At 63.4% G+C, this 25,894-nt stretch carries 26 protein-coding genes; 10 read left to right on the top strand and 16 right to left on the bottom strand.

Going from position 1 to position 25,894, the window contains the following annotated elements; genetic code table 11:
- The first annotated feature begins 102 nt into the window (after window positions 1-102).
- From ACN5AZ_RS08155 to ACN5AZ_RS08130, 6 genes are all read left to right on the top strand, one after another.
- On the top strand, window positions 103-297 hold the full coding sequence (locus ACN5AZ_RS08155) for a hypothetical protein (protein ID WP_419428363.1): 195 nt from the start codon (window positions 103-105) through the stop codon (window positions 295-297).
- Window positions 298-373: 76 nt separating this feature from the next.
- Window positions 374-1,720 carry a glutamine synthetase family protein gene (locus tag ACN5AZ_RS08150; RefSeq protein WP_419428362.1) on the top strand — a complete coding sequence of 449 codons (1,347 nt, stop codon included), beginning with the start codon at window positions 374-376 and terminating at the stop codon, window positions 1,718-1,720.
- Window positions 1,721-1,789: 69 nt separating this feature from the next.
- Window positions 1,790-2,473, top strand: a complete 684-nt coding sequence (locus tag ACN5AZ_RS08145; RefSeq protein WP_419428361.1) for a type 1 glutamine amidotransferase — start codon at window positions 1,790-1,792, stop codon at window positions 2,471-2,473.
- Window positions 2,470-3,828, top strand: a complete 1,359-nt coding sequence (locus tag ACN5AZ_RS08140; RefSeq protein ID WP_419428360.1) for a glutamine synthetase family protein — start codon at window positions 2,470-2,472, stop codon at window positions 3,826-3,828. Before ACN5AZ_RS08145 ends, ACN5AZ_RS08140 begins: the two co-directional genes overlap by 4 nt.
- 22 nt (window positions 3,829-3,850) lie before the next feature.
- Complete coding sequence (locus tag ACN5AZ_RS08135) at window positions 3,851-5,152, top strand: NAD(P)/FAD-dependent oxidoreductase (protein ID WP_419428359.1); 1,302 nt, start codon at window positions 3,851-3,853, stop codon at window positions 5,150-5,152.
- A 102-nt stretch (window positions 5,153-5,254) separates the two neighbouring features.
- Window positions 5,255-6,460: a DegT/DnrJ/EryC1/StrS family aminotransferase gene (locus ACN5AZ_RS08130; protein WP_419428358.1), complete on the top strand. Its 1,206-nt coding sequence runs from the start codon at window positions 5,255-5,257 to the stop codon at window positions 6,458-6,460.
- Window positions 6,461-6,505: 45 nt separating this feature from the next.
- Here the strand turns inward: ACN5AZ_RS08130 and phaR are convergent, their stop codons facing one another.
- Together phaR and xseA are read right to left on the bottom strand one after the other, a co-directional pair.
- Window positions 6,506-7,054, bottom strand: coding sequence for a polyhydroxyalkanoate synthesis repressor PhaR (gene phaR / locus ACN5AZ_RS08125; RefSeq protein WP_419428357.1), 549 nt, complete (start codon window positions 7,052-7,054; stop codon window positions 6,506-6,508).
- Between the two features lie 116 nt (window positions 7,055-7,170).
- The gene (gene xseA / locus ACN5AZ_RS08120) at window positions 7,171-8,676 is read right to left on the bottom strand and encodes an exodeoxyribonuclease VII large subunit (RefSeq protein WP_419428356.1); all 1,506 of its coding nucleotides are present in this window, start codon (window positions 8,674-8,676) and stop codon (window positions 7,171-7,173) included.
- A 160-nt stretch (window positions 8,677-8,836) separates the two neighbouring features.
- On the opposite strand from xseA, the gene purD reads away from it, so the two are divergent.
- A complete protein-coding gene (purD, locus tag ACN5AZ_RS08115; RefSeq protein WP_419428355.1) occupies window positions 8,837-10,099 on the top strand; it encodes a phosphoribosylamine--glycine ligase in 1,263 nt (420 codons plus the stop codon).
- A 67-nt stretch (window positions 10,100-10,166) separates the two neighbouring features.
- Here the strand turns inward: purD and ACN5AZ_RS08110 are convergent, their stop codons facing one another.
- Window positions 10,167-10,724: a 5-formyltetrahydrofolate cyclo-ligase gene (locus tag ACN5AZ_RS08110; protein WP_419428354.1), complete on the bottom strand. Its 558-nt coding sequence runs from the start codon at window positions 10,722-10,724 to the stop codon at window positions 10,167-10,169.
- A complete protein-coding gene (gene mgtE / locus ACN5AZ_RS08105) occupies window positions 10,721-12,112 on the bottom strand; it encodes a magnesium transporter (RefSeq protein ID WP_419428353.1) in 1,392 nt (463 codons plus the stop codon). Before mgtE ends, ACN5AZ_RS08110 begins: the two co-directional genes overlap by 4 nt.
- A 114-nt stretch (window positions 12,113-12,226) precedes the next feature.
- Between mgtE and guaD the strand changes: the two genes are divergently transcribed.
- The gene (gene guaD / locus ACN5AZ_RS08100) at window positions 12,227-13,513 is read left to right on the top strand and encodes a guanine deaminase (protein WP_419428352.1); all 1,287 of its coding nucleotides are present in this window, start codon (window positions 12,227-12,229) and stop codon (window positions 13,511-13,513) included.
- A gap of 5 nt (window positions 13,514-13,518) precedes the next feature.
- Here guaD and ACN5AZ_RS08095 read toward each other — a convergent pair whose 3' ends face one another.
- The 4 genes from ACN5AZ_RS08095 to ACN5AZ_RS08080 are packed head-to-tail and all read right to left on the bottom strand — an operon-like array spanning window position 13,519 to window position 16,573.
- Complete coding sequence (locus tag ACN5AZ_RS08095) at window positions 13,519-13,950, bottom strand: CAP domain-containing protein (protein WP_419428351.1); 432 nt, start codon at window positions 13,948-13,950, stop codon at window positions 13,519-13,521.
- A 48-nt stretch (window positions 13,951-13,998) separates the two neighbouring features.
- Window positions 13,999-15,330, bottom strand: coding sequence for an 8-oxoguanine deaminase (locus tag ACN5AZ_RS08090; RefSeq protein ID WP_419428350.1), 1,332 nt, complete (start codon window positions 15,328-15,330; stop codon window positions 13,999-14,001).
- 12 nt (window positions 15,331-15,342) lie between these two features.
- Window positions 15,343-16,146, bottom strand: a complete 804-nt coding sequence (locus ACN5AZ_RS08085) for an inositol monophosphatase family protein (RefSeq protein WP_419428349.1) — start codon at window positions 16,144-16,146, stop codon at window positions 15,343-15,345.
- A gap of 55 nt (window positions 16,147-16,201) precedes the next feature.
- Window positions 16,202-16,573: a helix-turn-helix domain-containing protein gene (locus tag ACN5AZ_RS08080; protein WP_419428348.1), complete on the bottom strand. Its 372-nt coding sequence runs from the start codon at window positions 16,571-16,573 to the stop codon at window positions 16,202-16,204.
- A 290-nt stretch (window positions 16,574-16,863) separates the two neighbouring features.
- On the opposite strand from ACN5AZ_RS08080, the gene ACN5AZ_RS08075 reads away from it, so the two are divergent.
- Window positions 16,864-17,832, top strand: a complete 969-nt coding sequence (locus ACN5AZ_RS08075; RefSeq protein WP_419428347.1) for an NADPH:quinone oxidoreductase family protein — start codon at window positions 16,864-16,866, stop codon at window positions 17,830-17,832.
- 39 nt (window positions 17,833-17,871) lie between these two features.
- Here ACN5AZ_RS08075 and ACN5AZ_RS08070 read toward each other — a convergent pair whose 3' ends face one another.
- The 4 genes from ACN5AZ_RS08070 to ACN5AZ_RS08055 all read right to left on the bottom strand — a co-directional run bounded on the left by ACN5AZ_RS08070 (window position 17,872) and on the right by ACN5AZ_RS08055 (window position 21,444).
- Window positions 17,872-18,846, bottom strand: coding sequence for a Gfo/Idh/MocA family protein (locus ACN5AZ_RS08070; RefSeq protein WP_419428346.1), 975 nt, complete (start codon window positions 18,844-18,846; stop codon window positions 17,872-17,874).
- A gap of 191 nt (window positions 18,847-19,037) precedes the next feature.
- Window positions 19,038-19,934 carry an RNA polymerase sigma factor RpoH gene (rpoH, locus tag ACN5AZ_RS08065; RefSeq protein WP_419428345.1) on the bottom strand — a complete coding sequence of 299 codons (897 nt, stop codon included), beginning with the start codon at window positions 19,932-19,934 and terminating at the stop codon, window positions 19,038-19,040.
- 173 nt (window positions 19,935-20,107) lie between these two features.
- Window positions 20,108-20,353 (bottom strand): DUF6525 family protein, encoded by a 246-nt coding sequence (locus ACN5AZ_RS08060; protein ID WP_419428344.1) that lies wholly within the window; start codon window positions 20,351-20,353, stop codon window positions 20,108-20,110.
- A 68-nt stretch (window positions 20,354-20,421) separates the two neighbouring features.
- Window positions 20,422-21,444 carry an RluA family pseudouridine synthase gene (locus ACN5AZ_RS08055; protein WP_419428343.1) on the bottom strand — a complete coding sequence of 341 codons (1,023 nt, stop codon included), beginning with the start codon at window positions 21,442-21,444 and terminating at the stop codon, window positions 20,422-20,424.
- Here ACN5AZ_RS08055 and ACN5AZ_RS08050 point away from each other — a divergent pair.
- Entirely contained in the window at window positions 21,443-21,745 is a 303-nt protein-coding gene (locus tag ACN5AZ_RS08050) for a DUF6476 family protein (protein ID WP_419428342.1), read from the top strand. The two genes, ACN5AZ_RS08055 and ACN5AZ_RS08050, sit on opposite strands and share 2 nt — an antisense overlap.
- Here ACN5AZ_RS08050 and ACN5AZ_RS08045 read toward each other — a convergent pair.
- The 4 genes from ACN5AZ_RS08045 to ACN5AZ_RS08030 all read right to left on the bottom strand — a co-directional run bounded on the left by ACN5AZ_RS08045 (window position 21,742) and on the right by ACN5AZ_RS08030 (window position 25,881).
- Window positions 21,742-22,557 carry a sugar phosphate isomerase/epimerase family protein gene (locus ACN5AZ_RS08045; RefSeq protein ID WP_419428341.1) on the bottom strand — a complete coding sequence of 272 codons (816 nt, stop codon included), beginning with the start codon at window positions 22,555-22,557 and terminating at the stop codon, window positions 21,742-21,744. The two genes, ACN5AZ_RS08050 and ACN5AZ_RS08045, sit on opposite strands and share 4 nt — an antisense overlap.
- A 77-nt stretch (window positions 22,558-22,634) precedes the next feature.
- Complete coding sequence (locus ACN5AZ_RS08040) at window positions 22,635-24,053, bottom strand: pyridoxal phosphate-dependent decarboxylase family protein (RefSeq protein WP_419428340.1); 1,419 nt, start codon at window positions 24,051-24,053, stop codon at window positions 22,635-22,637.
- Window positions 24,054-24,115: 62 nt separating this feature from the next.
- On the bottom strand, window positions 24,116-24,865 hold the full coding sequence (locus ACN5AZ_RS08035; protein WP_419428339.1) for an extensin family protein: 750 nt from the start codon (window positions 24,863-24,865) through the stop codon (window positions 24,116-24,118).
- Window positions 24,862-25,881, bottom strand: a complete 1,020-nt coding sequence (locus ACN5AZ_RS08030; protein WP_419428338.1) for a L,D-transpeptidase family protein — start codon at window positions 25,879-25,881, stop codon at window positions 24,862-24,864. The genes ACN5AZ_RS08035 and ACN5AZ_RS08030 overlap by 4 nt, the downstream gene beginning before the upstream one ends.
- Between the last annotated feature and the right edge of the window lie 13 nt (window positions 25,882-25,894).

The raw sequence follows: 25,894 nt of genomic DNA, 5'->3' as shown, positions 1-25,894 counted from the left end.
ACTTCGCCGAAAGTATCGCAATCCGGCAGCACCATTAACGGTTTTTAAACAGCTTCCGCACAACCTGAATGCGTTACTGATCCGCATAAGGGGACAGCGGTTATGGTACTTTCGATTTCTTTTTTCTTCTTCGCTTTGCGCGTCACGCTTATTGCAGCCACCTACATCGTGCTGCAATCGACCGATTTCTATCGCGGCATGACCAGAGGATTCCGTCGCAGCCTGTGTTTGGGGTTCATCGCCCTGTTCATGCTGCCGATTGAAATCCTGTCAATCGCATTGATGTCGGGCCTTTAATCCATCACGGCGCTTGCAAAAGGTCGCGGCATCTCGTTATCTCTGAATTTGATCAAATCTTCAGAGTGAGCTTATCATGCCCGCCCCCGCTGCCTCTTGGCTGCACGAGCACCCGCACATCCGCACCATCCGCGCCGCCGCCTGTGACCTCAACGGGGTTGCACGTGGCAAACGGATGCCCATTCGCTCCGCCGTGAAACTGCTGGAGGACGGAACGCGTTTTCCGTTCTCTGCACTCTCGGTGGACATCTGGGGCGAGGATATCGAAGACAGCCCGCTGGTGTTCGACAGCGGCGATCGGGATGCGACATTGCACCCGACCGACCGTGGTTTTGTGCCTATGCCGTGGCTCGAAGCGCCCTCTGCGCTGATTCCGTTGTGGATGTACCACGACGACGGTCGCCCCTACGACGGCGATCCGCGTCACGCCCTGAACTATGTGCTGCAACGCTATAAAGAGCGGGGCCTGACGCCGGTCTGCGCAGTCGAGTTGGAATTCTATCTGATCGACGACTCGGGTCGGAACCTGCGCGTGCCGGTCTCTCCGCGCTCGGGCAAACGTCGCGACATGGCGGAGGTGCTGTCGATCCGCGCGCTTGATGCGTTTGACGCCTTCTTTACCGATCTCTACGACGACTGCGAGGCAATGGATATCCCCGCAGACACCATGATTTCAGAGGCAGGTCTGGGCCAGTTCGAGGTCAATCTGCTGCATCAGGATGACGCGCTGAAGGCCGCCGATGACGCTTGGCTGTTCAAACAACTGGTCAAAGGGCTGGCGCGCAAACACGGGTTCGCCGCGTCCTTTATGGCCAAACCCTACGAGGATTATGCAGGCTCCGGCATGCATGCGCATTTCTCGGTGCTTGATGAAAACGGCACGAACGTCTTTGACGATGGTGGCCCAAAAGGCACCGAGATGCTGCACCACGCAATTGCCGGCTGCATGAACGCCCTGCACGACAGCACATTGATTTTTGCGCCGCATTTGAACAGCTTTGAACGCTTTGTGCCCGGGGCCCATGCGCCCGGCGCGATCTGCTGGGCCTATGAAAACCGCACCGTGGCCATCCGCGTGCCCTCGGGCAGCTCCGCCGCGCGGCGGATCGAACACCGCGTGTCGGGCGGCGACGTGAACCCCTACCTCGCGCTGGCCGCAATGCTGGGCGCAGCGCTTGTGGGGATCGAGGACGGCATCGCGCCGCCCCCGCCGATCACCGGCAACGCCTATGTGCAGGATCTGCCGTCGATCCCGCGTGACTGGACCAGCGCCATCGACGCCTTTGAACAATCGAGCATCATGCCACGGATCTTCCCGCGCGAGATGATCCGCAACATGGTCATGATGAAGCGTCAGGAATGCCGCGATATGGAAGACCTGACCGACAGCGAACGCACAGACATCTACCTCGACACCGTCTAAGGCATGGGTGCGCCGCCCCTTGCGGGGGACGCGGCGCGCGCCTACCTTGCGGCCAAACAACGGTGATCCATGAAAATCGGCATCCTGCAAACCGGCCCCGTCCCCGACGATCTTGTGGAAACACATGGTCAGTATCCCGAAATGTTCGTCCGTATGCTAAAGCCTTTCGGCTTTGAATTCGCCACATGGCCGGTGCTCGACGGGACGTTCCCCGACAGTGTCGAGGATGCGCATGGCTGGCTCATCACGGGCTCGCGCCACGGGGTGTATGAAGACCACGACTGGCTCCCGCCCCTGCGCGATTTTGTGCGCCGCGCCTATGCGGCGGAACGCCCGCTGGTCGGGATCTGTTTCGGGCACCAGTTGATTGCTCAGGCGCTTGGCGGACAGGTTGAAAAATTCGCAAATGGCTGGTCGGTCGGCCCCACCACTTATCACTTCCCTGACGGCGACAAAGTCATTCACGCCTACCATCAGGATCAGGTGATCACCCCGCCCGAAGGCGCGCAAACCATTGCGCACAGCGACTTTTGCAAACATGCGGCGCTGTATTATCCCGGGCGCGCCTACTCGGTTCAGCCGCATCCGGAATTCGACGACAGCTACACCCGCGCCCTGCTGGAGACGCGCGGCCCCGGTGTGGTGCCTGACGACCGTCTGGCCAAGGCGGCTGCCGATCTTGGCACGCCTTTGAATAGTCCCGAAATCGCGCAGCAAATTGCCCGCTTCTTCCGTGAAAGGACCATCCAATGACCGATTTCGTGCAGGAACTTCCCGAAGCAGCGCAGGCATATCTCGACCAACGGCGTCTGGACGAGGTCGAATGCATCATCTCGGACCTGCCCGGCATCGCACGGGGCAAGGCGGTTCCCGCATCGAAATTTGCCCGCCAGCAGCATTTCCACCTGCCCGACTCGATCTTTTACCAGACCATCACCGGCGATTGGGGCGAGGCCGCAGGCGAAGACGGCTTCATCGAACGTGACATGATCCTGAAGCCGGACATGTCCACCGCCACCGCCGCGCCTTGGACCGGCGACTGGACGCTGCAAGTGATCCACGACGCCTTTGACCGCCACGGCGCGCCGATCCCCTTCAGCCCGCGCAACGTATTGAAACGCGTGGTTGATCTGTATGCCGCCGAAGGGTGGGAGCCCGTGGTCGCCCCCGAGATGGAATTCTTTCTGGTCGGGCGCAACATTGATCCCGCCCATGATATCAAACCGATGATGGGCCGCTCGGGCCGTCCTGCCGCCGCGCGTCAGGCCTATTCCATGACCGCCGTGGACGAATTCGGCCCCGTTATCGACGACATCTATGACTTTGCCGAGGCGCAAGGCTTCGAGATTGACGGCATCACGCAGGAAGGCGGCGCAGGCCAGTTGGAAATCAACCTGCGCCACGGCGATCCGGTCAAGCTCGCCGACGAGGTGTTCTACTTCAAACGCCTGATCCGCGAGGCCGCCCTGCGCCACGATTGCTTTGCGACCTTTATGGCCAAGCCCATCGCGGATGAGCCCGGCTCTGCCATGCATATCCATCACTCGGTGCTTGATCAGGCCACGGGCAAAAACCTGTTCTCCGATGCCAATGGCGAGGAAACCCAAGCGTTTCGCCATTTCATCGGCGGGTTGCAGCGGCACATGCCTGCGGCGATTGCGGTCATGGCACCTTACGTGAACAGCTACCGCCGCTACGTCAAAGACCACGCCGCCCCGATCAATCTGGAATGGGGCCGCGACAACCGCACCACGGGCATTCGCGTGCCCTTGGCCAGCCCCGATGCCCGCCGTGTGGAAAACCGTGTCGCCGGGATGGACTGCAACCCCTATCTGGGCATCGCCGCCTCGCTGGCCTGTGGCTATCTGGGTCTTAAAGCCCAGCTTGAACCTTCCGATGAATTCCGTGGCGACGCCTACGATGGCGACGGCGATTTCCCGCAGGTTCTGGGCCAAGCGTTGGAGCTGTTCGAAGAGGCGCACGAGTTGCACGAGGTTCTGGGGCCGGAATTCTGCCGCGTCTACGGCATCGTAAAACGCTCGGAATACGAGGAATTCCTGCAGGTGATCTCGCCATGGGAGCGCGAGCATCTGCTGCTCAACGTCTGACAGACCTGCAAGGGACGCCGCCATGAACCTGCTGTACACCAATGACCGGCGCGGCCAGTATCCGCAAAGCTGGTACGCCGCGACCGCCGATGCCCTGCCGCCCTTTGCCCCGCTCACGGGCGCCACTCGCGCCGATGTCTGCATTGTGGGCGGTGGCTACACCGGCCTGTCCGCCGCGCTGCATCTGGCAGAAGCGGGCGTTGATGTGGCCTTGGTCGAGGCGCACCGCGTGGGCTTTGGCGCCTCGGGTCGCAATGGGGGACAGCTGGGATCGGGGCAGCGGCAGGACCAGTTGACGCTGGAAAAGATGGTCGGCGACCACGCCGCCCGACGCATGTGGGATCTGGGAGAGGACGCCAAGGCCACGGTCCGCGATCTGATCGACCGGCACAACATCGACTGCGCCATCAAGCCCGGGGTGGCATGGGCCGCCACCTCCACGGGCAGCTATGACTGGATGCGCGGATATGCCGATCACATGGACCGCGCCTATGGCTACCAGATGCAGGCCTTTGCCGGGGATGACTTTGCGCAAATCTGCCCCTCTCCGGCCTATTGCGGCGGCATTCTGGATATGGGTGCCGCGCATCTGCACCCGCTGAAACTGGCGCAGGGCATCGCCCGCGCGGCCCATACCGCCGGTGCGCGCCTGTTTGAAAACAGCACCGTCACCCGCATCGACGAAGGGGAGCGTGTGACGGTTCACACCCAGACCGGCCAGATCGAGGCGGATCATCTGATCCTTGCCACCGGCGGCTATCTGGGCGGGCTGGACGGGCGCGTCGCCGCCAAGGTCATGCCGATCAACAACTTTATCGTGGCCACCGATCCGCTGGGCGATGCGGCAAAGCAGGTACTGGCCCGCGATATAGCCGTCGCGGACGATCTGTTCGTGGTGAACTACTTCCGCTTGTCCGAAGACGGGCGGCTGCTGTTCGGAGGCGGGGAATCCTACGGCTACCGTTTCCCATCGGACATCCGCGCCACCGTGCGCAAACCGCTGACACGCATTTTCCCGCATCTTCGCACCACCCCCCTGCCCTATGCTTGGGGCGGCACGCTCTCGATCACCATGAAACGGCTGCCGCATCTGGAACGGCTGGGCCGCAACGTGCTGTCCGCCTCTGGCTATTCCGGCCACGGCGTGGGCAACGCGGTGCAGGCGGGGCGCTTTCTGGCCGAAGCGGTGCAGGGCCAGTCCGACGGATTTGACGCCTTCGCCGCCCTGCCCACGCCCAGCTTTCCCGGCGGCGCGGCGCTGCGCAACCCGTTGCTTGTGCTGGCCATGAGCTGGTTTGCCCTGCGCGACCGTTTAGGTCTGTAACCCCTTCCCTGTGACACAAACGACTTTTCGGTTTTGTGTCTTTGCGTTTTTACAATCGGAGTTTAAGGTTCCCGAAAACGGACCTTAAGGATTTTGAAAACCATGCTTCCGAACATGCATGACGCCGAGCCGATCCCCGCAGACGCCCGCGCCGAGATCGACCGCCTGCTGACCTCTGGTGATCTGTTCCGCTACACCGCCCCCGAAGACGCGCCGGTGACTTTGCTGGAACGTGAATTCGCCGCTGAGATGGGCACGAAATACGCGCTGGCGGTGTCGTCCTGTTCGGCCGCTTTGTTCCTGTCGCTCAAGGCACTGGACCTGCCCCGCGATGCGCGCGTGCTGATCCCCGGTTTCACCTTTGCTGCCGTGCCCTCGTCCATCGTGCATGCGGATCTGATCCCGGTTCTGTGCGAATGCGGACCGAACTACCGCATCGACATCGACGACTTCACAGCCAAGCTCGACAATGTCAGCGCCGTGATCGTGTCCCATATGCGCGGCCACACCTCTGATATGGATGCGATCATGGCGCTGTGCGCGGCGCGCGACATCCCCGTCATCGAAGACGCCGCGCACAGTCTTGGCACCACATGGCACGGGCGTAAAATCGGCACCCTGGGCAAGATCGGCTGCTTTTCCTTCCAGTCCTACAAGCTGTTGAACGCAGGCGAAGGCGGTATCCTGATCACCGACGATGCCGACCTTGTCGCCCGCGCGGTGATCCTGTCGGGCGCCTATGAGCATATGTGGCGCAAACACCTGCGCCCCGGCGCGAACACAGCCGAGCTGGAACAGGCCTTTGCCCGTTGGCAGAACAAGCTCCCCCTGTACAATCTGCGCATGTCGAACCTGTCGGCGGCAGTGATCCGCCCGCAAATTCCCCATATCGCGCGCAGAGTGACCGACGGACGCCGCAACCATGATCACGTGGCCGCGCAAATCAACGCCTCACCCTGGATCACCGTCCCGGAGAAGCTGGCGCCCGAGGAACGCGCCCCCGATTCCCTGCAATTCAATCTCGACGGGATGGATGCGGATCAGGTCCGTGCCTTTGTCGCTGCCGCCGCCAACGCAGGGGTCAAGGTTCAGGTCTTTGGCCTTACCACCGACAATGCGCGGGCCTTCTGGAACTGGCAATTCCTGCCCGAACAGTTTGATCTGCCAAAGACGCGCGCCATGCTGATGACCGCCTGCGACACCCGTCTGCCCGCCCGCCTGACGCCAGAAGATTGCGATGCTGTGGCGGCTGTTCTGATCGACGCCGCGGCAGAGGTCATGTGTGACACCCGCGCCTACGGCACCTGACCGTCGAAACAAAAAGGGCGCCCTCTGCGGCGCCCTGTTCCAACCTTATTTGCCCATGCGGGACAGTTTGTTTTGCAGCTCGGCTAGCTGCTTCTTGATATCGTCCAGATCCTCGCCATCAGATTTCGACGGCTCCGGCGCGGGACCGCTGGTGCCCATGGGCGCGCCGCCGGTCATGGCTTTCAGAAACGCCTCTTGTTGGGCCTGCATGGCCTCGAACCCTTTCGCCATCGACGGGTTCACCTGCCCCATGTTCTCGACCCATTTGGACTGGCTGTCGCGGAACATGTCAAAGGTCTGCGCCAAAAACGCCGGAACCGTACTGGTCGCTTGTGTCGTATAGCTGCGCACCAGATCGGTCAGAACATTGATCGGCAGGACGCTTTCGCCCTTCGATTCGTGCTCCGCCACGATCTGCAAAAGATACTGCCGCGTCAGGTCATCGCCGGACTTCAGATCGACGATCTGCACATCCCGCCCCTCACGGATAAACCCCGCAATATCGTCCAGCGTCACATAATCGGACGTCTCGGTGTTATACAGGCGACGGCTGGCGTACCGCTTGATAAGTAAAGGTTTTTCTTGATCGGCCAAAGGCTCCCCTCCCTAGCGGATGCAGCATTGCAGCAAAGCCTATGCGAGCGCAGAACAAAAAGAAAGCCCCGCGTATGCAGGGCTGCCCTCACGGCATCGCAGGTCTTGCGCCGCCGCTAGAACAGGCTGCCTTGCTCGGGGGGTGTTTTGGCGGGTTTGCCACGCGGCTTGGCCTTGAGGGTGTCTGGCGCCGCCACCTCTGCCCCCTCGCCCAAACGCACCACCCCATCGGCGAATTCCACCTCCAGATGTTGCGCAGCCACAGCCGCCTCTCGCGTCGTGACCAATTCCCCGTCGCCGCGCACCACCGCATAGCCACGGCGCAACGTCGCGCGATAGCCCAGCGTTTCGTTCAACCGCCCCAAGGCATCCGCCCCGCGCTGCATCTCCGCCAGACGCGCCGCCTGTACCTCTGCCATGCGCTGCGCCAAGCGATCCAGTTGTGCGCGCCCCTCGCGGATCTCACGCGTGACGCCCCGCAGGCTCAGCCGGTCGGCGCGATCCCGCAGCCGCGCGCGATCCGCCTCGATGGCACGGCGCAGCATCGATGGTCGCAAACTCCCACTCACCTCGCTCAGGCGCAACCGGTGCTGGTCAACACCCCGCCGCAGCGCCGCTGGCAGCCGGTCTCCCACCACGTCCAGCCGTTGCCGCGGACCGTCCAGCACCGCCTCCAGACGCGGCATGGCCCGCCCCAGATCGCGCAGCCGCTGCCCACGATGCTCCAGACGCAGGCCCATGGCCCGCGTCATACGCGCACCCAGATCCCGAGTCGCCGCCATCAGATCCACCCGCACCGGCACCGCCAGCTCTGCCGCTGCCGTGGGCGTCGGCGCGCGCCGGTCGCTGACAAAGTCGATCAGCGTCGTATCGGTTTCATGGCCCACAGCCGACACCAGAGGGATCTCCGATGCCGCCGCCGCGCGCGCAACGATTTCCTCGTTGAAGCCCCAAAGGTCCTCAACCGACCCACCCCCGCGCGCCACGATCAACAGATCGGGACGCGGCAAGGCACCGCCCGGCGACAAACGGTTGAACCCCTCAATGGCCCGCGCCACCTCCGGCGCACATCGCGCGCCCTGTACCGCCACCGGCCAGATCAACACCTTGCGCGGAAACCGGTCCCGCAAACGGTGCAGAATGTCCCGGATCACCGCCCCCGAGGGAGAGGTCACAACCCCGATGATTTCGGGCAGATACGGCAAACCCTTCTTACGTGCGGGATCAAACAGCCCCTCGGCCGCCAGCGCCGCCTTGCGCTTCTCCAGCATCGCCATCAAGGCACCCGCCCCCGCAGGCACCATGTCCTCTATGACAATCTGATACTTGGACTGCCCCGGAAAGGTCGTCAGACGCCCGGTGGCAATGACCTCCATCCCCTCCTCGGGCTGGTTGGCCAGCTTCGCGGCCACCCCCTTCCACATCACCCCGGCGATCACCGCGCGATCATCCTTAAGGTCCATGTAAACATGGCCGGAGCGCGGGCGCGACACGCGCCCAACCTCACCGCGAACGCGGACATGACCGAAACCGCCCTCAATGGCCTTCTTCACGGCCCCCGACAGCTCCGAGACACTGAATTCCGGCGTGTTCCCCGCGCCGCTATCCTCGATCAAGTCCATCGCTCTAACCTTGCTCTTCAACACGCCCGACAGTAAAGCACGACACAGCAAATCAAAAGCGCCCTGCCTGTTTTTCCTTGGCGGAAATACCCTCGGGGGGGGTGCGCCGCAGGCGCGCGGGGGGCAGAGCCCCCAAGCCGTCCCAACAAGGAGCACGCCCATGAATATTCTCATCCTCGGCGCAGGTGGCCGCGAACACGCGCTGGCATGGGCCACGTTGCAAAACCCCAAATGTGACAAGCTCATCGTCGCTCCCGGCAATGCCGGTATCGCGCGCATCGCGGAATGCGCCAGCCTCGACATCGAAGACGGTGGGGCCGTGGCCGAATTCGCCTCCGAGAACGCCATCGACCTTGTGATCATCGGTCCCGAAGCCCCGCTCGCCGCAGGTGTGGCCGACCGTCTGCGCGAGGCGGGCTTTGCCGTCTTCGGCCCCTCTGCTGCGGCCGCGCGTCTCGAAGCCTCCAAATCCTTTACCAAAGAAATCTGCGACGCCTGCGCCGCACCCACCGCGGCCTATGGCCATTTCACCGACGCTGATGCGGCAAAAGCCCATATTCGTGCCGGAACGGCCCCTGTGGTGGTCAAGGCGGACGGGCTTGCCGCGGGCAAAGGCGTCATCATCGCCGAAACCCTCGAAACAGCCTGCGCGGCCGTCGATGACATGTTCGGTGGCGCTTTTGGTGGTGCGGGCGCCGAGGTGGTGATCGAAGAATTCATGACCGGCGAAGAAGCCTCGTTCTTCGTGCTCGTCGACGGCGAAGAATGTCTCGCCATCGGCACCGCGCAGGACCATAAGCGCGTCGGCGAAGGCGACAGCGGTCCGAACACCGGCGGCATGGGCGCCTATTCCCCCGCGCCGATCATGACCGACGCGGTGACCCAAAAGGCGATGGACGAGATCGTGCGCCCCTGCATGGCCGAGATGGTCAAGCGCGGCACACCCTATCAGGGCGTTTTGTACGTGGGCCTGATGATCGAAAACGGCCAGCCACGTCTTGTGGAATACAACGCCCGCTTCGGGGACCCCGAATGTCAGGTGCTTATGCTGCGGCTGGGGGGGCAGGCGCTTGACCTGATCCACGCCTGCGCCGAAGGCCGCCTTACAGAGGCGCAAGTCAACTGGGCCGACGACCATGCGATGACCGTGGTTCTGGCCGCCAACGGCTACCCCGGCAGCTATGAAAAAGGCTCTGTGATCAACGGGCTCGACGCCCTGCCCGACAATTCCACCCAGGTCATGTTCCACGCTGGCACCACGCAGCGCGGCGGCGATGTGACGGCCACGGGCGGGCGCGTTCTCAATGCCACCGCCCGCGGGGCCACCCTCTCCGAGGCGCGCGCGCGCGCCTATGCGCTGGTGGATGCGGTCGACTGGCCCGAAGGCTTCTGCCGCCGCGATATCGGATGGCGCGCGCTGTAAGCCTCAGCCCCGCCAACAACACGCAGGTTCGAATACAAATCGGCGCGCTCATACAGCGCGCCGTTATTTAGATGGGCGTGATCACTTCGGTTTCGGTCACGATCATATCGAGCGGCTGATCGGTCGCTTCCAGTGGCAAATCGGACATTTCCTGCGCAGAAAACGCAAAACCGATGGCCAGCGTGCCCCGTCGCGCGCGCAGCTGTTCCAAGGTACGGTCGTAGAAACCGCCACCATAGCCCAGCCGCCCACCAGCGCGGCTAAAGGCCACCAGCGGCACGATCAGGATTTCCGGCTCCATATATGCGGCATCTGCCGGAATACGTGCGCCAAACGCCCCGTCCATCATCTGGCAGTCCGGCTCCCACAGCGCAAAGCGCAACGGCTGCCCCTCCGCTTCGATCACCGGCACCCCGACTGGGCCATAGGCTGCGGCCTCTGCCATGGCGGCCATCGGGTCGATCTCGGTGCGGATCGCCATATAGCCTGCCATGGGCACCCCCCGATGACCCGCCAAAATCTCGCTCAATCGGCCCGCCTGCCCGGGTGCCCGGTCAGCAAATGCCTTTTTACGTGCAGCAAATGCCGCCTTTCGTGCAGCGGCCTTGCGCGCCTCCAGCGTCACAACAACACCATCACAGCCAGCCCGAGGAAGGCGAAAAAGCCCACCACATCGGTCACCGTCGTCACAAAGGCACCAGAGGCCAGCGCCGGGTCCACGCCGACCTTGTCCAACACCACGGGAATGATGATCCCCGCAAGCCCCGCAATCACCAGATTGATCACCATGGCCGCCGCGATCACCCCGCCCAGAGCGGGCGAGCCGAACCACAAAATGCCCACGATCGCCATGATCACCGCGAAGGCCACACCGTTGATCAGCCCCACCGCGCCCTCGCGCCGGATCACACGCCACAGGTTCGAGCCGGTCAAATCCTTGGTGGCCAAGGCCCGCACGGCCACGGTCAGACTTTGCGTGCCCGCATTGCCCCCCATCGACGCCACAATCGGCATCAGCACCGCCAGCGCCACAAGCTCGGAAATGGCGGTCTCGAACTGGGCAATCACCAGCGACGCCAGAACCGCCGTCACAAGGTTCACACCCAGCCACGGAATGCGCCGTTTCACCGTGTCCAAGACGCGGTCAGACAGGCGCGATTCCCCGTCCACACCCGCCAGCCGCAGAATGTCCTCCTCGTTTTCCTCGTCCAGAACGGTCATCGCGTCGTCGATGGTGATGACGCCGACCAGACGGTCGTTTTCGTCCACCACCGGGGCCGAAATCAAATGGTACTGGTTAAATGCATAGGCGACCTCGCCCTCTTCGCGCGTCACGGGGATGGTGTGAAACGACTCTTCGGCGATGGATTTCAACGTCACGGCGCGGGGCGATGACATGATCCGGCCAAGGGTCACATTGCCCACCGGACGCAGCTTTGGATCGACCAGCACCATGTGATAGAACTGCTCTGGCAGCTGGTCGGCTTCGCGCATGAAATCAATGGCTTCGCCCACAGACCAGTGCTCGGGCGCCATGACGACCTCGCGCTGCATCAGACGCCCTGCGGAGAATTCCGGATAGGTCAGCGACTGCTCTACCGCCAGCCGGTCGCTTTCGGGCAAGGCCCCCAGAATGGTCCCCTGCTGTTCCGCATCAAGGTCTTCGATCAGGTCGACCACATCGTCGGAATCCAGCTCGCGGACGGCCTCAGCCAGAACCGCAGGCGACAGCGCGTTGATCACGTCCTCGCGCAGGGTCTCGTCCAGTTCCGACAGGATTTCGCCGTCGAATTCCTGCCCGTAGAGCCGGATCAGACGGGTCCGGTCATAGGCGTTCACCTGTTCCAGAAGGTCGGCGATATCGGCCGCATGCAGCGGCTCCATCAGGGTGATAAGCTGTTCGCGATCTTCGGTATCGACCGCATACAGAATCGCGGCCACGGCCTTGCGATCCAGATCATACCCTTCGTCGCGCACCTCTTCGGATTCGGGTGCTTCGCTGATGTCTGCCATGTGCTCGGGCCTCCGCGTGACTCGCGCTGGACACTACGTCATAGACACTGCAAACGACAGGGCCGATTGAGCTTTTGCACCCGCAGAAATACCCTGCGGCGGAAGGAGACCGAAATGACCGCAGACCTGCACCTCGGACAGCTGATCCAGTTCGACGCAAACCCGTTTTTCGAAGGCCCCGCCGCCGGTCGCCATACCGCGCGCGCGGCCCTGCTGGTCGAGGATGGCAAGATCACGGACATCGGTGCAGCCGACCAGTTGCGCGCCGCACACCCCGACGCGGTTGTCCATGACCACGGGGCAAAACTGCTCGCCCCCGGTTTTGTGGACGCCCATGCGCATTACCCGCAAACCGGCATGATCGCGAGCTGGGGCAAACGTCTGATCGACTGGCTGAACACCTACACCTTCCCCGAGGAAAGCCGCTTTCACGATCCCGCCTACGCCGCCGAGATCGCGGGCCGCTATCTTGATCTGTTGATTGCCCATGGCACGACCACGGTGTGCAGCTTCTGCACGATCCACCCGACCTCGGTCGAGGCATTGTTTACGGCGGCCGAGGCGCGCAACATGCGGGTCTTCGCGGGCAAGACCTGCATGGACCGCAATGCCCCCGACAGTCTGCGCGACACCGCCCAAAGCGCCCATGACGACAGCAAGGCCTTGCTGCAGGCTTGGCACGGGCGGGGCCGCGCGTCCTATGTCATCACGCCGCGGTTTTCCCCCACCTCGACGCCGGAGCAGTTGATCGCTTTGGGCCAGTTGTGGGCCGAACACCCCGACTGTCTGATGCAGACGCATCTGTCCGAACAAACAGACGAGATCCAATGGGTGCAGTCACTGTTCCCGCAGGCGCGCGATTATCTCGACACCTACGAGGCGCACGGCCTGCTCGGCCAGAACGGCCTGTATGGCCACGCCATCCACCTGACAGAGCGTGAACGCGCCCGCCTCTCCGAGGTCGGCGCAGCGCTGGTGCACTGCCCGACCTCCAACACATTTATCGGCTCGGGGTTGTTTGACATGGATGGGCTGACGCGCGCGGGCCACACCGTGGGTCTGGCCACCGACACAGGGGGCGGGTCGTCCTTTTCCATGCTGCGCAGCATGGCCGCCGCCTATGAGATCGGCCAGTTGCGTGGGCGCGCCCTCCATCCCGCCGAGCTGCTTTGGCTGGCGACCGAAGGCTCTGCCACGGCGCTGCGCGACACCGGCATCGGACGGCTCGCCGTGGGGGCGGACGCGGATTTTGTCGCACTGGATCTGGAATCAACGCCCGCGATTGCCCAACGCAGCCAGCGCGCCGATGACATATGGGAGGCGCTCTTCCCCACCATTATGATGGGCGACGATCGGGCCGTGGCGCAAACATGGGTCGCGGGCGTGCCGCTTAAGGCCTAACCGCGTCAGCAGCCGTCACGACCCAGCACCAGCACCCAGATATCGCCTGATGCGCGGACCAACCCGTAATCCACCACCTGCGGATGCAGCATATTCGCGCGGTGGCCATCCGACTGCAGCCAAGCGCCCAGCACCTCGCTGACAGAGGTCTGGCCTTGGGCGATGTTCTCGGCAATTGCGCAGGCTCCATAGCCCGCCTGCCGCACCCGATCCATCACCGTGCTGCCGTCAGATCCGCGATGATCGAAAAACCCCTTGCGCGCCATATCCAGAGCATGGACCTCTGCCGCGCGCTCCAACCGGGTCGAGGGGGCAAGCGGCCCCAATCCCTGTTCCGCGCGAAATCCGTTCAACATCTGGCGCACCTGCTGCGCCTCCGCCGCCTGTGCCCCAAACAGCATGGCAATCACCGCGCAAAGACCAAAAAACTGTCGCATCAATACCTCTTTGAAACCGGCGCAACACGGGCGGACGGGCGCGGTTCGTCATCCGGCCAAACGGCGCGCCAACGTGTTCTGTCGCACGATAGCCTGCGCCAGATCAAAAGTCACCAAATGGCCGTCGCGGACGATCTCGCGCCCCTCGACCATCAGATGGCGCACCTGTTGCGGCCCCGCCAGCAGCAGCGCCGCCACATCCCAACTGCCCGCGCTTTCGATCCCTGACACATCCCACATGGCGATGTCGGCCCGTTTGCCCACAGTAATCTGTCCCACATCATGACGGCCCAGCACCTCGGCGCCGCCACGCGTGGCGATGCGCAATGCCTCGCGCGCACTCATGGCATCGGCCCCGTTGACCACACGTTGCAACAGCATGGTCTGGCGCGCCTCGCCAATCAGGGACCCCGCATCGTTGGACGCGGACCCGTCAACGCCAAGGCCCACCGGCACGCCCGCATCCCGCATAGCGCGCACCGGCGCGATCCCCGATCCCAGACGACAATTGGAGCACGGGCAATGCGCCACCCCCGTCCGCGTGCGGGCGAACAGGTCGATCTCCGCGCGGTCAAGCTTGACGCAATGGGCGTGCCACACGTCATCCCCGACCCAGCCAAGCTCTTCAGCGTATTGACCGGGGCGGCAGCCGAACTGCGCCTCGCTATAGGCGATATCCTCGTCGTTTTCCGCCAGATGCGTGTGCAGCATCACCCCCTTGTCGCGCGCCAGAATGGCGGCGTCGCGCATCAGCTCTCGGCTGACCGAAAAGGGCGAACAGGGCGCGACACCGACCCGCACCATCGCGCCCTCTGACGGGTCGTGAAAGGCATCAATGACGCGGATGCAGTCCTCCAGAATGGCCTGTTCCGCCTCGACCAGCGCATCGGGCGGCAGACCACCGGCGCTTTCGCCGATGCTCATCGCACCGCGCGTGGGGTGAAACCGCAGCCCCACCTCCCTTGCGGCGGCAATGGTGTCATCCAGCCGTGCGCCGTTGGGATACAGGTACAGGTGATCGGAACTAAGCGTGCAGCCCGACAGCGCCAGCTCTGCCAGACCGATCTGCGCCGAGATATACATCTCCTCCGGTCCGAAACGCGACCAGATGGGGTACAGCGTCTTGAGCCAGCCAAACAGCAGCGCATCCTGCCCGCCCGGCACCGCCCGCGTCAGGGTCTGATACAGGTGGTGGTGCGTGTTCACCAGGCCCGGCGTCACCACGCAATCGCTGGCGTCGATCACATCCCCCGTGGTGGCAAGCCCCTGCCCCAACGCCGCAATCACACCATCGCGCACCAGAATATCCGTGTTCTGCGGCGCATCATCTGTGTCGTTCATGGTCATGACCACGCGCGCATTGCGGATCAAGGTTTCCATGGCCAAGCCCCCTTAATAGGCGCGCAGCAGATCAATGGCCTGCGCATGCAGCGTGGCGTTCGCTGCGGCGACAACACGCCCGCCCTCGTGGGCGGGGCCGCCTTGCCAATCGGTCACGATACCGCCCGCTGCCTCGATCACCGCCAAGGGCCCTTGGATGTCATAAGCCTGCAAGCCCGCCTCGATCACCAGATCAATCTGCCCCGCCGCGAGCAAGGCATAGGCATAACAGTCCATCCCGTATCGCGTCAGCTTCACCCGGTCGCGCACGGCCTCAAAGCCCGCGCGCTCCTGCGCTGTGCCGACCTCGGGGAAGGTGGAAAACAGGATCGCTTCGGCCAGATCAGATGTCTGCCGCGTGGCAAGCGGCCCGGAGCCGCGCGGCCCACGCCATGACGCCTGCCCCAGACCGCCAATAAACCGCTCGCCGGTATAAGGCTGGTCAATGATGCCAAGACGGGGTCCGGTGTCGTCAGAAACCGCGATCAGCACGCCCCATGTGGCGGTGCCGGACATAAAGGCCCGCGTGCCGTCAATCGGGTCAAGCACCCATGTCAGGCCACTGTCGCCTGAGCTGCGGCCGAATTCCTCGCCCAGAATTGCGTCACCGGCACGGCGCTGCGCCAGAACCGCCCGCATCGCCTGCTCGGCGGCTTTGTCAGCGGCGGTCACGGGGTCAAAGCCATCCGCAAGCTTGTTGTCCGCCGCGATCCCGCCCACGGGACGGAACGCCGGAAGAATGACAGCCCCCGCCGCATCGGCAAGGGCATGTGCGGTGGAAATCAGATCCGCCGCAAGATCGTCTGAAATGTCCAAAGTGTCACCTCTGCGAAAGCCGGTCCTTACCGGCTAACGCAGACAGGCCACCGGCTCAAGCAACGTCGGACAGAACGCGTGCCAGTTCAAACAGGCGGCGACGCTGGTTTTCGGGGATCGCATAGTAGGAGCGCACCAGATCCAGCGCTTCCTTGTCGCCAAGGATGTCTGCCGGAACGCCTTCGGTGCTTTCCACCTCGGGGTTGTCGCTTTCGATGCCTTCAAAGAAGAAGCTCACCGGAACTTCCAGCGCGTCGGCGATGTCCCACAGGCGGGAGGCGCTGACGCGGTTTGCACCGGTTTCATACTTCTGGATCTGCTGGAATTTGATCCCGACCTTTTCCGCCAGCTGCTGCTGTGTCATCCCGACCAGCCAGCGACGGTGGCGGACACGCTTGCCTACGTGAACATCAACGGGGTGCGCCATCTTGTCATTTCCTGTTCTATGGGTGTGACCCGATGAGATTACTCCGGCATACTAGCTAAAACCCGATGTGCGTCTCATCCTGCACGTGTATGGTATGATGTTTTACATCAATGCTCTTTATCAAATCAAGTTTCGCGACCGCCCAAGGATAGTAAACAAAGCGACATATTCGCGTAAAAGTTGTTTATTACTTCAACGATATTGATGCCTCCGTGCTTACAGTTCATCTTATGTGGCCAAACCCCGACGCAATCGCGTTGAAGTAAGTCTCAAAAGGATAGGATCGCCCTATGCGCGCGTATGTTGTGCCTACCCCAGATAGTCAGCCGGTCTTGACAACTCTCCCCATACCGAAACCCGCTAAGGGTGAAATTTTGGTAAATATTGCCGCCTGCGGGTTGAATTTTGCCGATTTGCTTATGGTTAAGGGCACATATCAGGACACGCCCCAAACGCCCTTCACATTGGGGATGGAAGTCGCAGGCACCGTCGATTCGGTGGGCGAAGGCGTCTCGGGCTTTGCGCCAGGCGACCGGGTTGCGGTGTTCGGCGGCCAAGGCGGGCTGGCGGATATGGGCTGTTTCGATGCCAACCGTGCCGTCAAAATCCCCGACAGCATGTCCTTCACCGATGCGGCCGCCTTCCAGATCGCCTACGGGACCAGCCACGTGGCCCTGGACTACCGCGCGCGCCTGCAGCCGGGGGAAACCCTGCTTGTTCTGGGCGCGGCGGGCGGTGTCGGGCTGACTGCGGTGGAGATCGGCAAGCTGATGGGCGCGACGGTCATCGCCTGCGCCCGCAGCGCGGACAAATTGGACGCCGCCAGAGCTGCAGGTGCAGACCATCTGATCGACGCCAAAACCCAGGATATCCGGGCCGAGGTCAAAGCGCTCGGCGGCGCCGATGTGGTCTATGATCCCGTCGGTGGCGAGCAGTTCGAAGCCGCCTTTCGCGCCTGCAAACCCGATGCACGACTGCTGCCCATCGGCTTTGCCTCCGGCGATGTGCCACAGATCAAATCCAACCACCTTCTGGTGAAAAATCTATCGGTTCTAGGGGTTTACTGGGGCGGCTATCTGACCTTCAAACCCCATGTGCTGACCGACAGCCTTGCCACCTTAATGGACTGGCACAGCGCGGGCCGGATCAAGCCGCATGTCTCGAACGTGTTCACCTTGGAAGAGGCGGACAAAGGGTTGGAGATGCTGCGCAGCCGCAAATCCACAGGCAAGGTCGTGATTACCATTCAGGACCTGTAACGAAACGGCGCGCGCACATCAGCACGCGCGCCCAAACCCTTAGCCGCGATCATGGGCCCAGATCATGTCGATCATGGCCTGCGTCCCGCGCGAGAATTCCAGCGGACAGGGATAGTCCGCCCCATCCAGCACCGATGCGTTGAACGCCTCCACCTGACGGACGTAGTGGTTCACTGCAGGGAAACGCCAGACCTGAAGGCCGCCGTCCTTGGCGCGCAGCTCAAGCTCGGCCTGCCCATAGACCTGCGGGTTAAACGGCGCGCTCAGCCGCAAGACGCCCTTGTCGCCGTGGAACAGCATCTCTTGGAACGGCGCCATCCGCATCGAGACGACACCGCTGTAATGAAAGCTGGGAAAGCGCGCGGTGACATGGGTCCAGATATCGACACCGTTTTCGCGCTCGATCTCGGTCGACAGGATCTCCTGCGGCTCTTCGCCGGTCACAAACCGGGCCGTGCCATAGATGTAGACCCCGATATCCGGCACCGCGCCGCCGCCCTTGGCCGCATCATTGCGGATATTGCCCGCATCAGCGCTGTTGTCGTAGGAGAACGCCCCCGATACGCGGCGCAGACGACCGATCGCGCCCGATTGCACAAGCTCGCGCGCCTTGATCCACTGCGGATGATGGACGACCATATAGGCCTCTGCCGCCAAAAGGCCGCTGCGGTCGCGCTCGGCGATCACCGCGTCGAATTCATCCGCTGCCATGGCCATGGGCTTTTCCACCAGAACGTGTTTCCCTGCGGCCAAGGCTTTTTGCGTATACTCCACGTGCAAATGGTTCGGCAAAGGGATGTAGACCGCGTCAATCTCGGGGTCGGCCAGCAGGTCATCGTAAGACAGGTGAACCCGCAAACCGGGGACAAAGGCCTGAAACGGCGCAGCTTTCTCGGTGCTAGAGGTCGCGAGCGCTGCCAGCTCCCCGCGTTCGGCCGCGTGGATCGCCCGGCCCATGTGCTCGCGGGCGAATTTCGCCGCCCCCAATATCCCCCAACGCACGTGATCTGCCATAACCTGTCCTCCTGTGGTTGCGGCGCAGGCTAATTGGCTGCGCCGGACATGCAACCCGTCAAACGGCGATTTCGCTGACAATCGACAGCCGTCACGCAAAACCCCGCCGGATTGCTCCGACGGGGACCCCGTGCCTTTGAACACGTGAGGAAAGTCTTGGGCCGGGGTATCTTTACGCCGGCCGGACGAGGTTAAACGCCCGCCAGCAGACCTTGTTCCTTGGCCAGATCACGCATGCGTTTTTGCAGCTTTTCAAACGCGCGCACCTCGATCTGGCGAATGCGTTCGCGGCTGACGTCATACTGGCCGGACAGGTCCTCCAGCGTGACAGCCTTTTCCGCCAGACGGCGCTGGGTCAGGATGTCCCTCTCACGGTCATTGAGCACATCCATCGCCTGCGTCAGCAGCTCGCGGCGCGCTTCCAGCTCGTCACGTTCGGCGTAATCACCGGCTTGGTCGGCGTCCTCATCCTCCAGCCAGTCTTGCCATTGCATCGTGCCCTCACCTTCGGAGCCGACAGTGGCATTCAGCGACGCATCCCCGCCCGACAGGCGGCGGTTCATGGAAATCACTTCCTGCTCGGTCACGCCCAGATCGGTGGCGATTTTTTCCACGTGTTCGGGACGCAGATCACCGTCTTCCAAGGCGCCGATGCGCGACTTGGCCTTACGCAGGTTAAAGAACAGCTTCTTCTGCGCCGAGGTGGTGCCCAGTTTCACCAAGGACCACGACCGCAGGATATATTCTTGGATGGACGCGCGGATCCACCACATCGCATAGGTCGCAAGGCGAAAGCCCTTTTCGGGATCAAAGCGTTTGACCGCCTGCATCAGGCCCACATTGGCCTCCGAGATCACCTCGGCCTGCGGCAGCCCGTAGCCACGGTAGCCCATGGCGATCTTGGCCGCCAAGCGCAGGTGGCTGGTGACCATCTTATGGGCGGCTGCTGTGTCCTCTTCTTCGACCCAGCGTTTCGCCAGCATGTATTCTTCTTCCGGTTCCAGCAGCGGGAACTTGCGGATTTCCGACAAGTAGCGGCTCAGACCGGCCTCCGGCGAAGGCGCCGGGAGATTTGCATAGTTGCTCATGTCTGTCCCTTTTCACGTCATATGTAACGAGCTTTAACATCCAGATGGGAAAGCTACGCCACAATTTCAAGAGGCTTGCCCAACAAACGTTTCCACCTAGTTAAGGTTTCCCTGCCCTAAGGGAAGGGTCTGTTACACGGCCTCACACCCATGTGCAGGACTGTAATACGCAGCTAGCGGGCAATTCCGTCGAGCGCGGCCTTCTCTGCGCGCCGCAGCCGGTCCAGCGCGGCGGCCTCCGACCCCTGTTCGGCCAGCGCGCGCCGCCAGATCGCAAGGCAGGATTTCGGGGACCACGGCAGGGCCGCCTCGGCCATCCAGCGGCGCACCGGTGCGGGCAAACGGTCAAACTGCGCCATCACATCCCCACCCCGCTTTTTGCGACGAAACGGAACCTGACCAAGATTGCGATTGTACATGACATCTCCCGAAGCGAACCTCGGGAGGAGGTGATATGATATAACAAAACCCCTCGCAAGAGCGGCGATCAGCCGCGCAGCGCCGCAATCATATCCGCCATGTCCGCAGGAAGATCAGAGGTGAACAGCATCTCCTCTCCCGATCCCGGATGGACAAAGCCCAGCTCCGCCGCATGCAGCGCCTGCCGGTCGAACCCCTGTGCCGCCTCGAATCCGGCGGCTGGCAGCGCGCTTTGTTTCAGTTTGCGCCGCCCGCCATAGGTGGGATCACCGACCAGCGCGTGACCGGCATGGGCCATATGCACGCGGATCTGGTGGGTGCGCCCCGTCTCCAGCCGACATTCCACCAAGGTCAGACAGGCCGGATCCCCGAAGGTTTCCAACGGCTTGGCATGGGTGATCGCATGACGCCCCTGCCCGTCAAAGAAAACCGCTTGCCGCTGGCGGTCGGTTTTATGCCGCGCCAGCCCGCTGGTGATGGTGATCTCGCCGCCGGGCGCAGCGGACACGCCGCGCGTGCCGATCAGACGCGGGTCCGACAGCATCGGCACCCCATGCACCACCGCCAGATAGGCGCGCCGTGCGGTGTGTTTTTCAAACTGCGCCGCCAGCCCGTGATGGGCGCGGTCGGACTTGGCCACCACCAAAAGACCGCTGGTGTCCTTGTCGATGCGGTGCACGATGCCGGGGCGCTTCTCGCCGCCGATGCCGGACAGGTTGCCGCCAAAATGGTGCAGGAGCGCATTCACCAACGTCCCCGAGGGCGAGCCCGGCGCCGGATGCACCACCATGCCCGCAGGTTTGTCCACCACGATCAGATCGTCGTCCTCATGGACAATGACCAGCGGAATGTCCTGCGGCAGCACGTCGTAATCCACCGCTTCGGGCACGGCGATTTCGACCACATCGCCCTCGGCCACGCGGGCCTTGGCATCGGTGACGGCCTGCCCATTTACGCTGACCGCGCCCTCGGCGATCAGCCGCGACAGGCGGGTCCGCGACAGCGATGCCTCCTCTGGCACATCGCGCGCCAACGCCTTATCAAGACGCGGCGGCGGATTGGCCGTTATCGTGACACAAAGGCGATCCATGGACGACGCTCCGAACCCTGCTGAGTATCAGCCCCCCCGCAGCCTGCGCATCCTGCAAGCCATGGTGACGCTGCTCATGGTGGTGATGATGGCCGGCATCATCGCGATCGCCAGCCTGCTTTGGCTGCGCTATAGCAAGGCACAGGCCCCGCTGCCAGAGGTCATCACCCTGCCCGGTGGCACAACCGCCACCGCCTACACCCAAGGGTCGGACTGGTATGCGGTCGTGACCGACGCCGATACCATCGTGATTTTTGATCGCGCCACCGGCAGGCTGCGCCAAACCATCCAGATCGATTAACAGACCAGACCAAGGTCGCGCAGATGGCCAAAGCCCTGCGGGACCATGTTGTGATCGGCCAGTTCCAGCACCAGATGCGGCGTGCTTTTGCACTCCGCCAGCGCACGGAACACCGCAGGCCATGCGATCTCCCCCTCGCCCGGCGGCCAGTGACGGTCGGCGTGACCATCCAGATCCTGTAGATGCACATGCGCAAGCTGAGCCCCCGCATCGCGCAGGAAATAATCCACCGGCGGGGCACCGGACTGCCGGTGCGCCAGATGCGCGTGGCCCGTGTCCACCGACAGCGCAATTGCGTCCGACCCGAAACTGTCCACCAATAGCCGCCGCACCGCCGGATCAACGTCGAGGATATTCTCGACCACCAGCGTCACGCCCATCACCTCGGCCTCGCGCACGACGGGGCCAAGGATCGCATGGATGCGCGCCAGCATCTCCTCGGCATAGCCCGCATGCGCCAAGCGGTTGTTATGAAACCAGCGATCGTAGGGGGAATGCAGCACCATCTGGCGCGCGCCGATGCGGTCTGCGGCCTCGATCCCGCGCAGATAGCGGGTGGTGATCAGCGGGCGCAGCTCGGGGTCGGGGTTGTCCATATCCAGCCCGTAAAACGGCCCGTGGATGCCGCGCCGCCCTGTGTGCCCTTGCAGCGCGGCCTGCGCCCCCGCCACCAGATCGGCGAAATCGGTGGTCAGCGCCGTGGGCCGCAGGAAATCCTGCACCTCGATGTCGCGCGCGGCGTCAAACAGCCAATCGCGATGCGTGGCGATTTGCGCCACATCCAGAGCGGCTCCGATTTTCAAGGGGGTCATGGCGGGTCTCCTGTGGCGGGGCAGTGGTCGCCCACCTCACCACCCGCAAGTAACCGCGCCACGACGCCGCTGTGACACTATCGTGACGCGGCGCTCTCGGCAGCCAGTTTGGCAGAGACTTCGGCGATCACCTCCCCCGCCAGCATCACATCCGCCCGCGTGCAGTCAAACTGCCCCACTTGAAAGCGCACAACACGGCATCCCGCGTGCATCCCTTGGGTGACATAGATCCGGCCGTCGGCATTGAGCGCATCGACAAGCGCCTGCTGCGCCGCATCATCCCCGGGGCCGCGAAAGGTGAACAAGGACAAGATCGGCTCTGTCACGATCTCGAAACCACGGGCGCGCAGGTCGTCGCAGACCTCCTGAGCCCAAAGGATATGATTGCGCATCCGCGCACGCAGACCGTCCAGCCCGTAATAGCGCAGCACAAACCACAGCTTCAGCGCGCGGAACCGCCGCCCCAACGGGATCGTCCATTCGGAATAGTTCACCACCTCCGCGCCGCTGGTGCGCAGATATTCCGGCTCGATCTTCAGCGTGTCGATCTGCTGCTGCGGGTCTTTGAGAAACTGCACCGAACAGTCAAACTGCGCGCCGAGCCATTTGTGCGGGTTGAACACGATGGAATCGCAGCCCTCGACCCCGCGCCACATCTGCGCGCGCAGCTCGGGGCAGATCATCGCCGACCCCGCCCAAGCCGCATCGCAATGCAAATACAGCCCCTCGGCCTGCGCGACCTCGGCCACCGCGGCCAGATCGTCCCATGCGCCAATCCCCGTGCCGCCTGTCACCGCCACGATGCCCGCAGGGGTATGACCCGCCGCACGGTCCGCCGCGATGGCCGCGCGCAAAGCCGCCACATCCATGCCAAAGGCAGGCGCGCCGCAATCGGGCAGTTTCACCAGATTGTCCTGCCCGATCCCCGCCACCCAACAGGCGCGATCGACCGAGCTATGCGCCTGCGCGGACACGTAAATCCGCAAATGCCCCTGCCCTGACAGGCCCGCACGGTTGCCGGTCCATCCGGTGGCCCGTTCCCGCATCGTCAGCACAGCGGACAAGGTCGCCTGCGACGCCGAATCCTGTATCACCCCCGACCAGCCCTCTGGCAGGTCCATCGCCTGCCGCAGCCAGTCGATCATGACGCCTTCCATCTCTGTCGCCACAGGCGAGGTCTGCCAAAGCATACATTGCGGCGCCATCACGCTGACCAGCATCTCCGCCAGCATCGACGGCGGCGCGGCATTGGCCGGGAAATAGGCAAAAAAACGGGGGTGCTGCCAATGGGTCAGCCGGTCAGGCACAATGTCGAGAAAGTCCTGCCAGATGTCACCCATCGCCGCGCCGTGCTCTGGCGGCGTGGCAGCGATCAGGTCACGCGCGGCCCCCGGTACGACATCCGGGCGCACGGGCCGGTCCCGCAGCCCCTTGTGATAGGCCGCACCGAACCGTGCCACCTCCTCACCCCATCGGGCAAACTCTTCCCAATCCATCGCGCTCCCCCCCTTTCGCTGTCGGACAAAGGGGTGGCGCAAGCGCGGCACAAAGGCAACCGTCAGCCGCCGCCCTGCTCGCACAACCGATAGCCGCTGTCGCGCGCGATCACATCCAGATGCAGGTGGTCGTCATGCGCCGCATTCGACCCCGGCCCCAGAACCGTGGTGAATTCCAAGCAGGCCGAGGCGCGCACCGCATCTTGAAAGGCCTCCGCCATCGACCCTTCGGCCTCGCGCGGGGTGATGGCGATCTCCGGCCCCGTGGCAAAGACAAAGCCCATCACGTCCAGCGCATTGCCCAGCCCATGCTCGGACGGCTTGCCCGATCCGTCGCCATTGCGCGACCGGCAGACGTAGCCCGATCCATTGCGCACCGCCGTCAACGCCCCGCGATCCGGGGCCACCCGTGCGGCTGCGGGCAGGACAAAATCGCGGACCCAGCGCCCGGCGGCCCGCGCCGTCTCGCACCGCATGGTCCCGCTTGGCTCCAACGCCACCCCTTCGGCCAAAGACGTCACCTTCAACGGGCGCAGGATGCCGCAAGTCAGCGAATCCTCCGGCAACATCGGGTCAATTTCGGAATACTCAACGCCAAGCGCATCCAGCTCCGCCAGACAGGCGGCATAGTCCGCATCCCCCATCCACGGCAACTCCCGCGACGGCTCTGCCTCTAGCGCGGCGGGGGTCTGTTCCGCTGGAGCCTCGGCGCGCGCCTGCGGACGCAAGGCGCTGTCGGGGGCCGCATCTTGCGCCGCCACCGCGCTGCACAAAACCAGCCAACAGCCCCCCAGCCGCAGCGCCGCGATCACGGCAAAAACTCCACCGACACGCCCTCGCTGACCATCGCGGCAAGCTCGGTGATGTCCCAATTGGTAAAACGCACACAGCCATGGCTGCGCTGCGAAAACAGCTTGGCAGGCTCGTCCGTGCCGTGCAGCCCATAGGTGGGTTTTGACAGATCGATCCAGAAACTGCCCACCGGCCCGTTCGGCCCCGGCGGCAGGATCAGCGCCTCTTTGACGCCATCGGCCTCGAAATTCACATCCGGATTATAGCTGTAGGTCGGATCAGGGGCGAGCGCGGTGACGCTCAAAGCCCCCTCCGGCGAGGGTGTCTCATCAGAGCCAATCGCCACAGGGTAGTCCGAGATTTCGCGCCCCGAGGCATCAAAGGCCACCGCGCGCCGTTCAGATTTGCGGATCTCGATTCGCGCGACCTCGCCCTGTTGGTCCAGACCGGGGTCCGCCACCATAACCGTCTCGCCCACCTCGAAGGCCGCTTGCGGGTTCATGGCGCGCAGCACATCGTCGTCCATGTGGAACTGCTCGGCCAGCGCCTCTGACAGGCTGGTGTAGCCCAGACGGTCCATCGCGGCCTTCTCGCGGACGTTGTCAGGGATCGCTGCAACCAGACCCTCGGCATCTGCGGGCTGGATCGTGTAGGCCATCATCACCGGCCCGACAGTGTCACCGCCCAGCCGCGCCCAGACCTCTGCATCCAAAAGGCCGTCGACCACAAACCCTTCGCGCGCCTCAAACCCGCGCAGGGCGCTTTCGCTCATGCCGCCCTTGTGGCCGTCGATCACACCCGGCGACACACCGGCGCGGTCCAACAAAATCTGGGTTTTCATGGTCAGCGCCGATTGCCCGTCCGGCAAGGGCGTACCCTGATACGTCGCCGCATTCACCGCATCGGCGGTCAGCGGTGCCTGTTCGGGCGCCTCTTGCGCCTCCGGCAACGGCTCCCCGCCCAGCGGCAGGTCAGTGCTTTGGCCAAAGGCCGGCGCAGCAAGGGACAATATCAGGGCGGGGGCGGTCAATCGCATGGGATACTCCGTT

The organism is Sagittula sp. SSi028, assembly GCF_048553715.1.
In the GTDB taxonomy this organism is placed as follows: Bacteria; Pseudomonadota; Alphaproteobacteria; order Rhodobacterales; family Rhodobacteraceae; genus Sagittula.
The sequence above is the reverse complement of the archived record's forward strand: the minus strand, read 5'-3'. Positions and strand labels throughout refer to the sequence as shown.

Excerpts from the sequence above, each read along its gene's own strand:
- ACN5AZ_RS08135 (WP_419428359.1), top strand. The coding sequence starts at position 3,851 with ATGAACCTGCTGTACACCAATGACCGGCGCGGCCAGTATCCGCAAAGC.
- ACN5AZ_RS08095 (WP_419428351.1), bottom strand. The coding sequence starts at position 13,950 with ATGCGACAGTTTTTTGGTCTTTGCGCGGTGATTGCCATGCTGTTTGGG.
- ACN5AZ_RS08075 (WP_419428347.1), top strand. The coding sequence starts at position 16,864 with ATGCGCGCGTATGTTGTGCCTACCCCAGATAGTCAGCCGGTCTTGACA.
- rpoH (WP_419428345.1), bottom strand. The coding sequence starts at position 19,934 with ATGAGCAACTATGCAAATCTCCCGGCGCCTTCGCCGGAGGCCGGTCTG.
- guaD (WP_419428352.1), top strand. The coding sequence starts at position 12,227 with ATGACCGCAGACCTGCACCTCGGACAGCTGATCCAGTTCGACGCAAAC.
- ACN5AZ_RS08070 (WP_419428346.1), bottom strand. The coding sequence starts at position 18,846 with ATGGCAGATCACGTGCGTTGGGGGATATTGGGGGCGGCGAAATTCGCC.
- xseA (WP_419428356.1), bottom strand. The coding sequence starts at position 8,676 with ATGGACTTGATCGAGGATAGCGGCGCGGGGAACACGCCGGAATTCAGT.
- ACN5AZ_RS08045 (WP_419428341.1), bottom strand. The coding sequence starts at position 22,557 with ATGACCCCCTTGAAAATCGGAGCCGCTCTGGATGTGGCGCAAATCGCC.
- ACN5AZ_RS08155 (WP_419428363.1), top strand. The coding sequence starts at position 103 with ATGGTACTTTCGATTTCTTTTTTCTTCTTCGCTTTGCGCGTCACGCTT.
- mgtE (WP_419428353.1), bottom strand. The coding sequence starts at position 12,112 with ATGGCAGACATCAGCGAAGCACCCGAATCCGAAGAGGTGCGCGACGAA.
- ACN5AZ_RS08050 (WP_419428342.1), top strand. The coding sequence starts at position 21,443 with ATGGACGACGCTCCGAACCCTGCTGAGTATCAGCCCCCCCGCAGCCTG.
- ACN5AZ_RS08090 (WP_419428350.1), bottom strand. The coding sequence starts at position 15,330 with ATGGAAACCTTGATCCGCAATGCGCGCGTGGTCATGACCATGAACGAC.
- ACN5AZ_RS08140 (WP_419428360.1), top strand. The coding sequence starts at position 2,470 with ATGACCGATTTCGTGCAGGAACTTCCCGAAGCAGCGCAGGCATATCTC.
- ACN5AZ_RS08150 (WP_419428362.1), top strand. The coding sequence starts at position 374 with ATGCCCGCCCCCGCTGCCTCTTGGCTGCACGAGCACCCGCACATCCGC.
- ACN5AZ_RS08080 (WP_419428348.1), bottom strand. The coding sequence starts at position 16,573 with ATGGCGCACCCCGTTGATGTTCACGTAGGCAAGCGTGTCCGCCACCGT.
- purD (WP_419428355.1), top strand. The coding sequence starts at position 8,837 with ATGAATATTCTCATCCTCGGCGCAGGTGGCCGCGAACACGCGCTGGCA.
- ACN5AZ_RS08060 (WP_419428344.1), bottom strand. The coding sequence starts at position 20,353 with ATGTACAATCGCAATCTTGGTCAGGTTCCGTTTCGTCGCAAAAAGCGG.
- ACN5AZ_RS08040 (WP_419428340.1), bottom strand. The coding sequence starts at position 24,053 with ATGGATTGGGAAGAGTTTGCCCGATGGGGTGAGGAGGTGGCACGGTTC.
- ACN5AZ_RS08055 (WP_419428343.1), bottom strand. The coding sequence starts at position 21,444 with ATGGATCGCCTTTGTGTCACGATAACGGCCAATCCGCCGCCGCGTCTT.
- ACN5AZ_RS08030 (WP_419428338.1), bottom strand. The coding sequence starts at position 25,881 with ATGCGATTGACCGCCCCCGCCCTGATATTGTCCCTTGCTGCGCCGGCC.
- ACN5AZ_RS08130 (WP_419428358.1), top strand. The coding sequence starts at position 5,255 with ATGCTTCCGAACATGCATGACGCCGAGCCGATCCCCGCAGACGCCCGC.
- ACN5AZ_RS08145 (WP_419428361.1), top strand. The coding sequence starts at position 1,790 with ATGAAAATCGGCATCCTGCAAACCGGCCCCGTCCCCGACGATCTTGTG.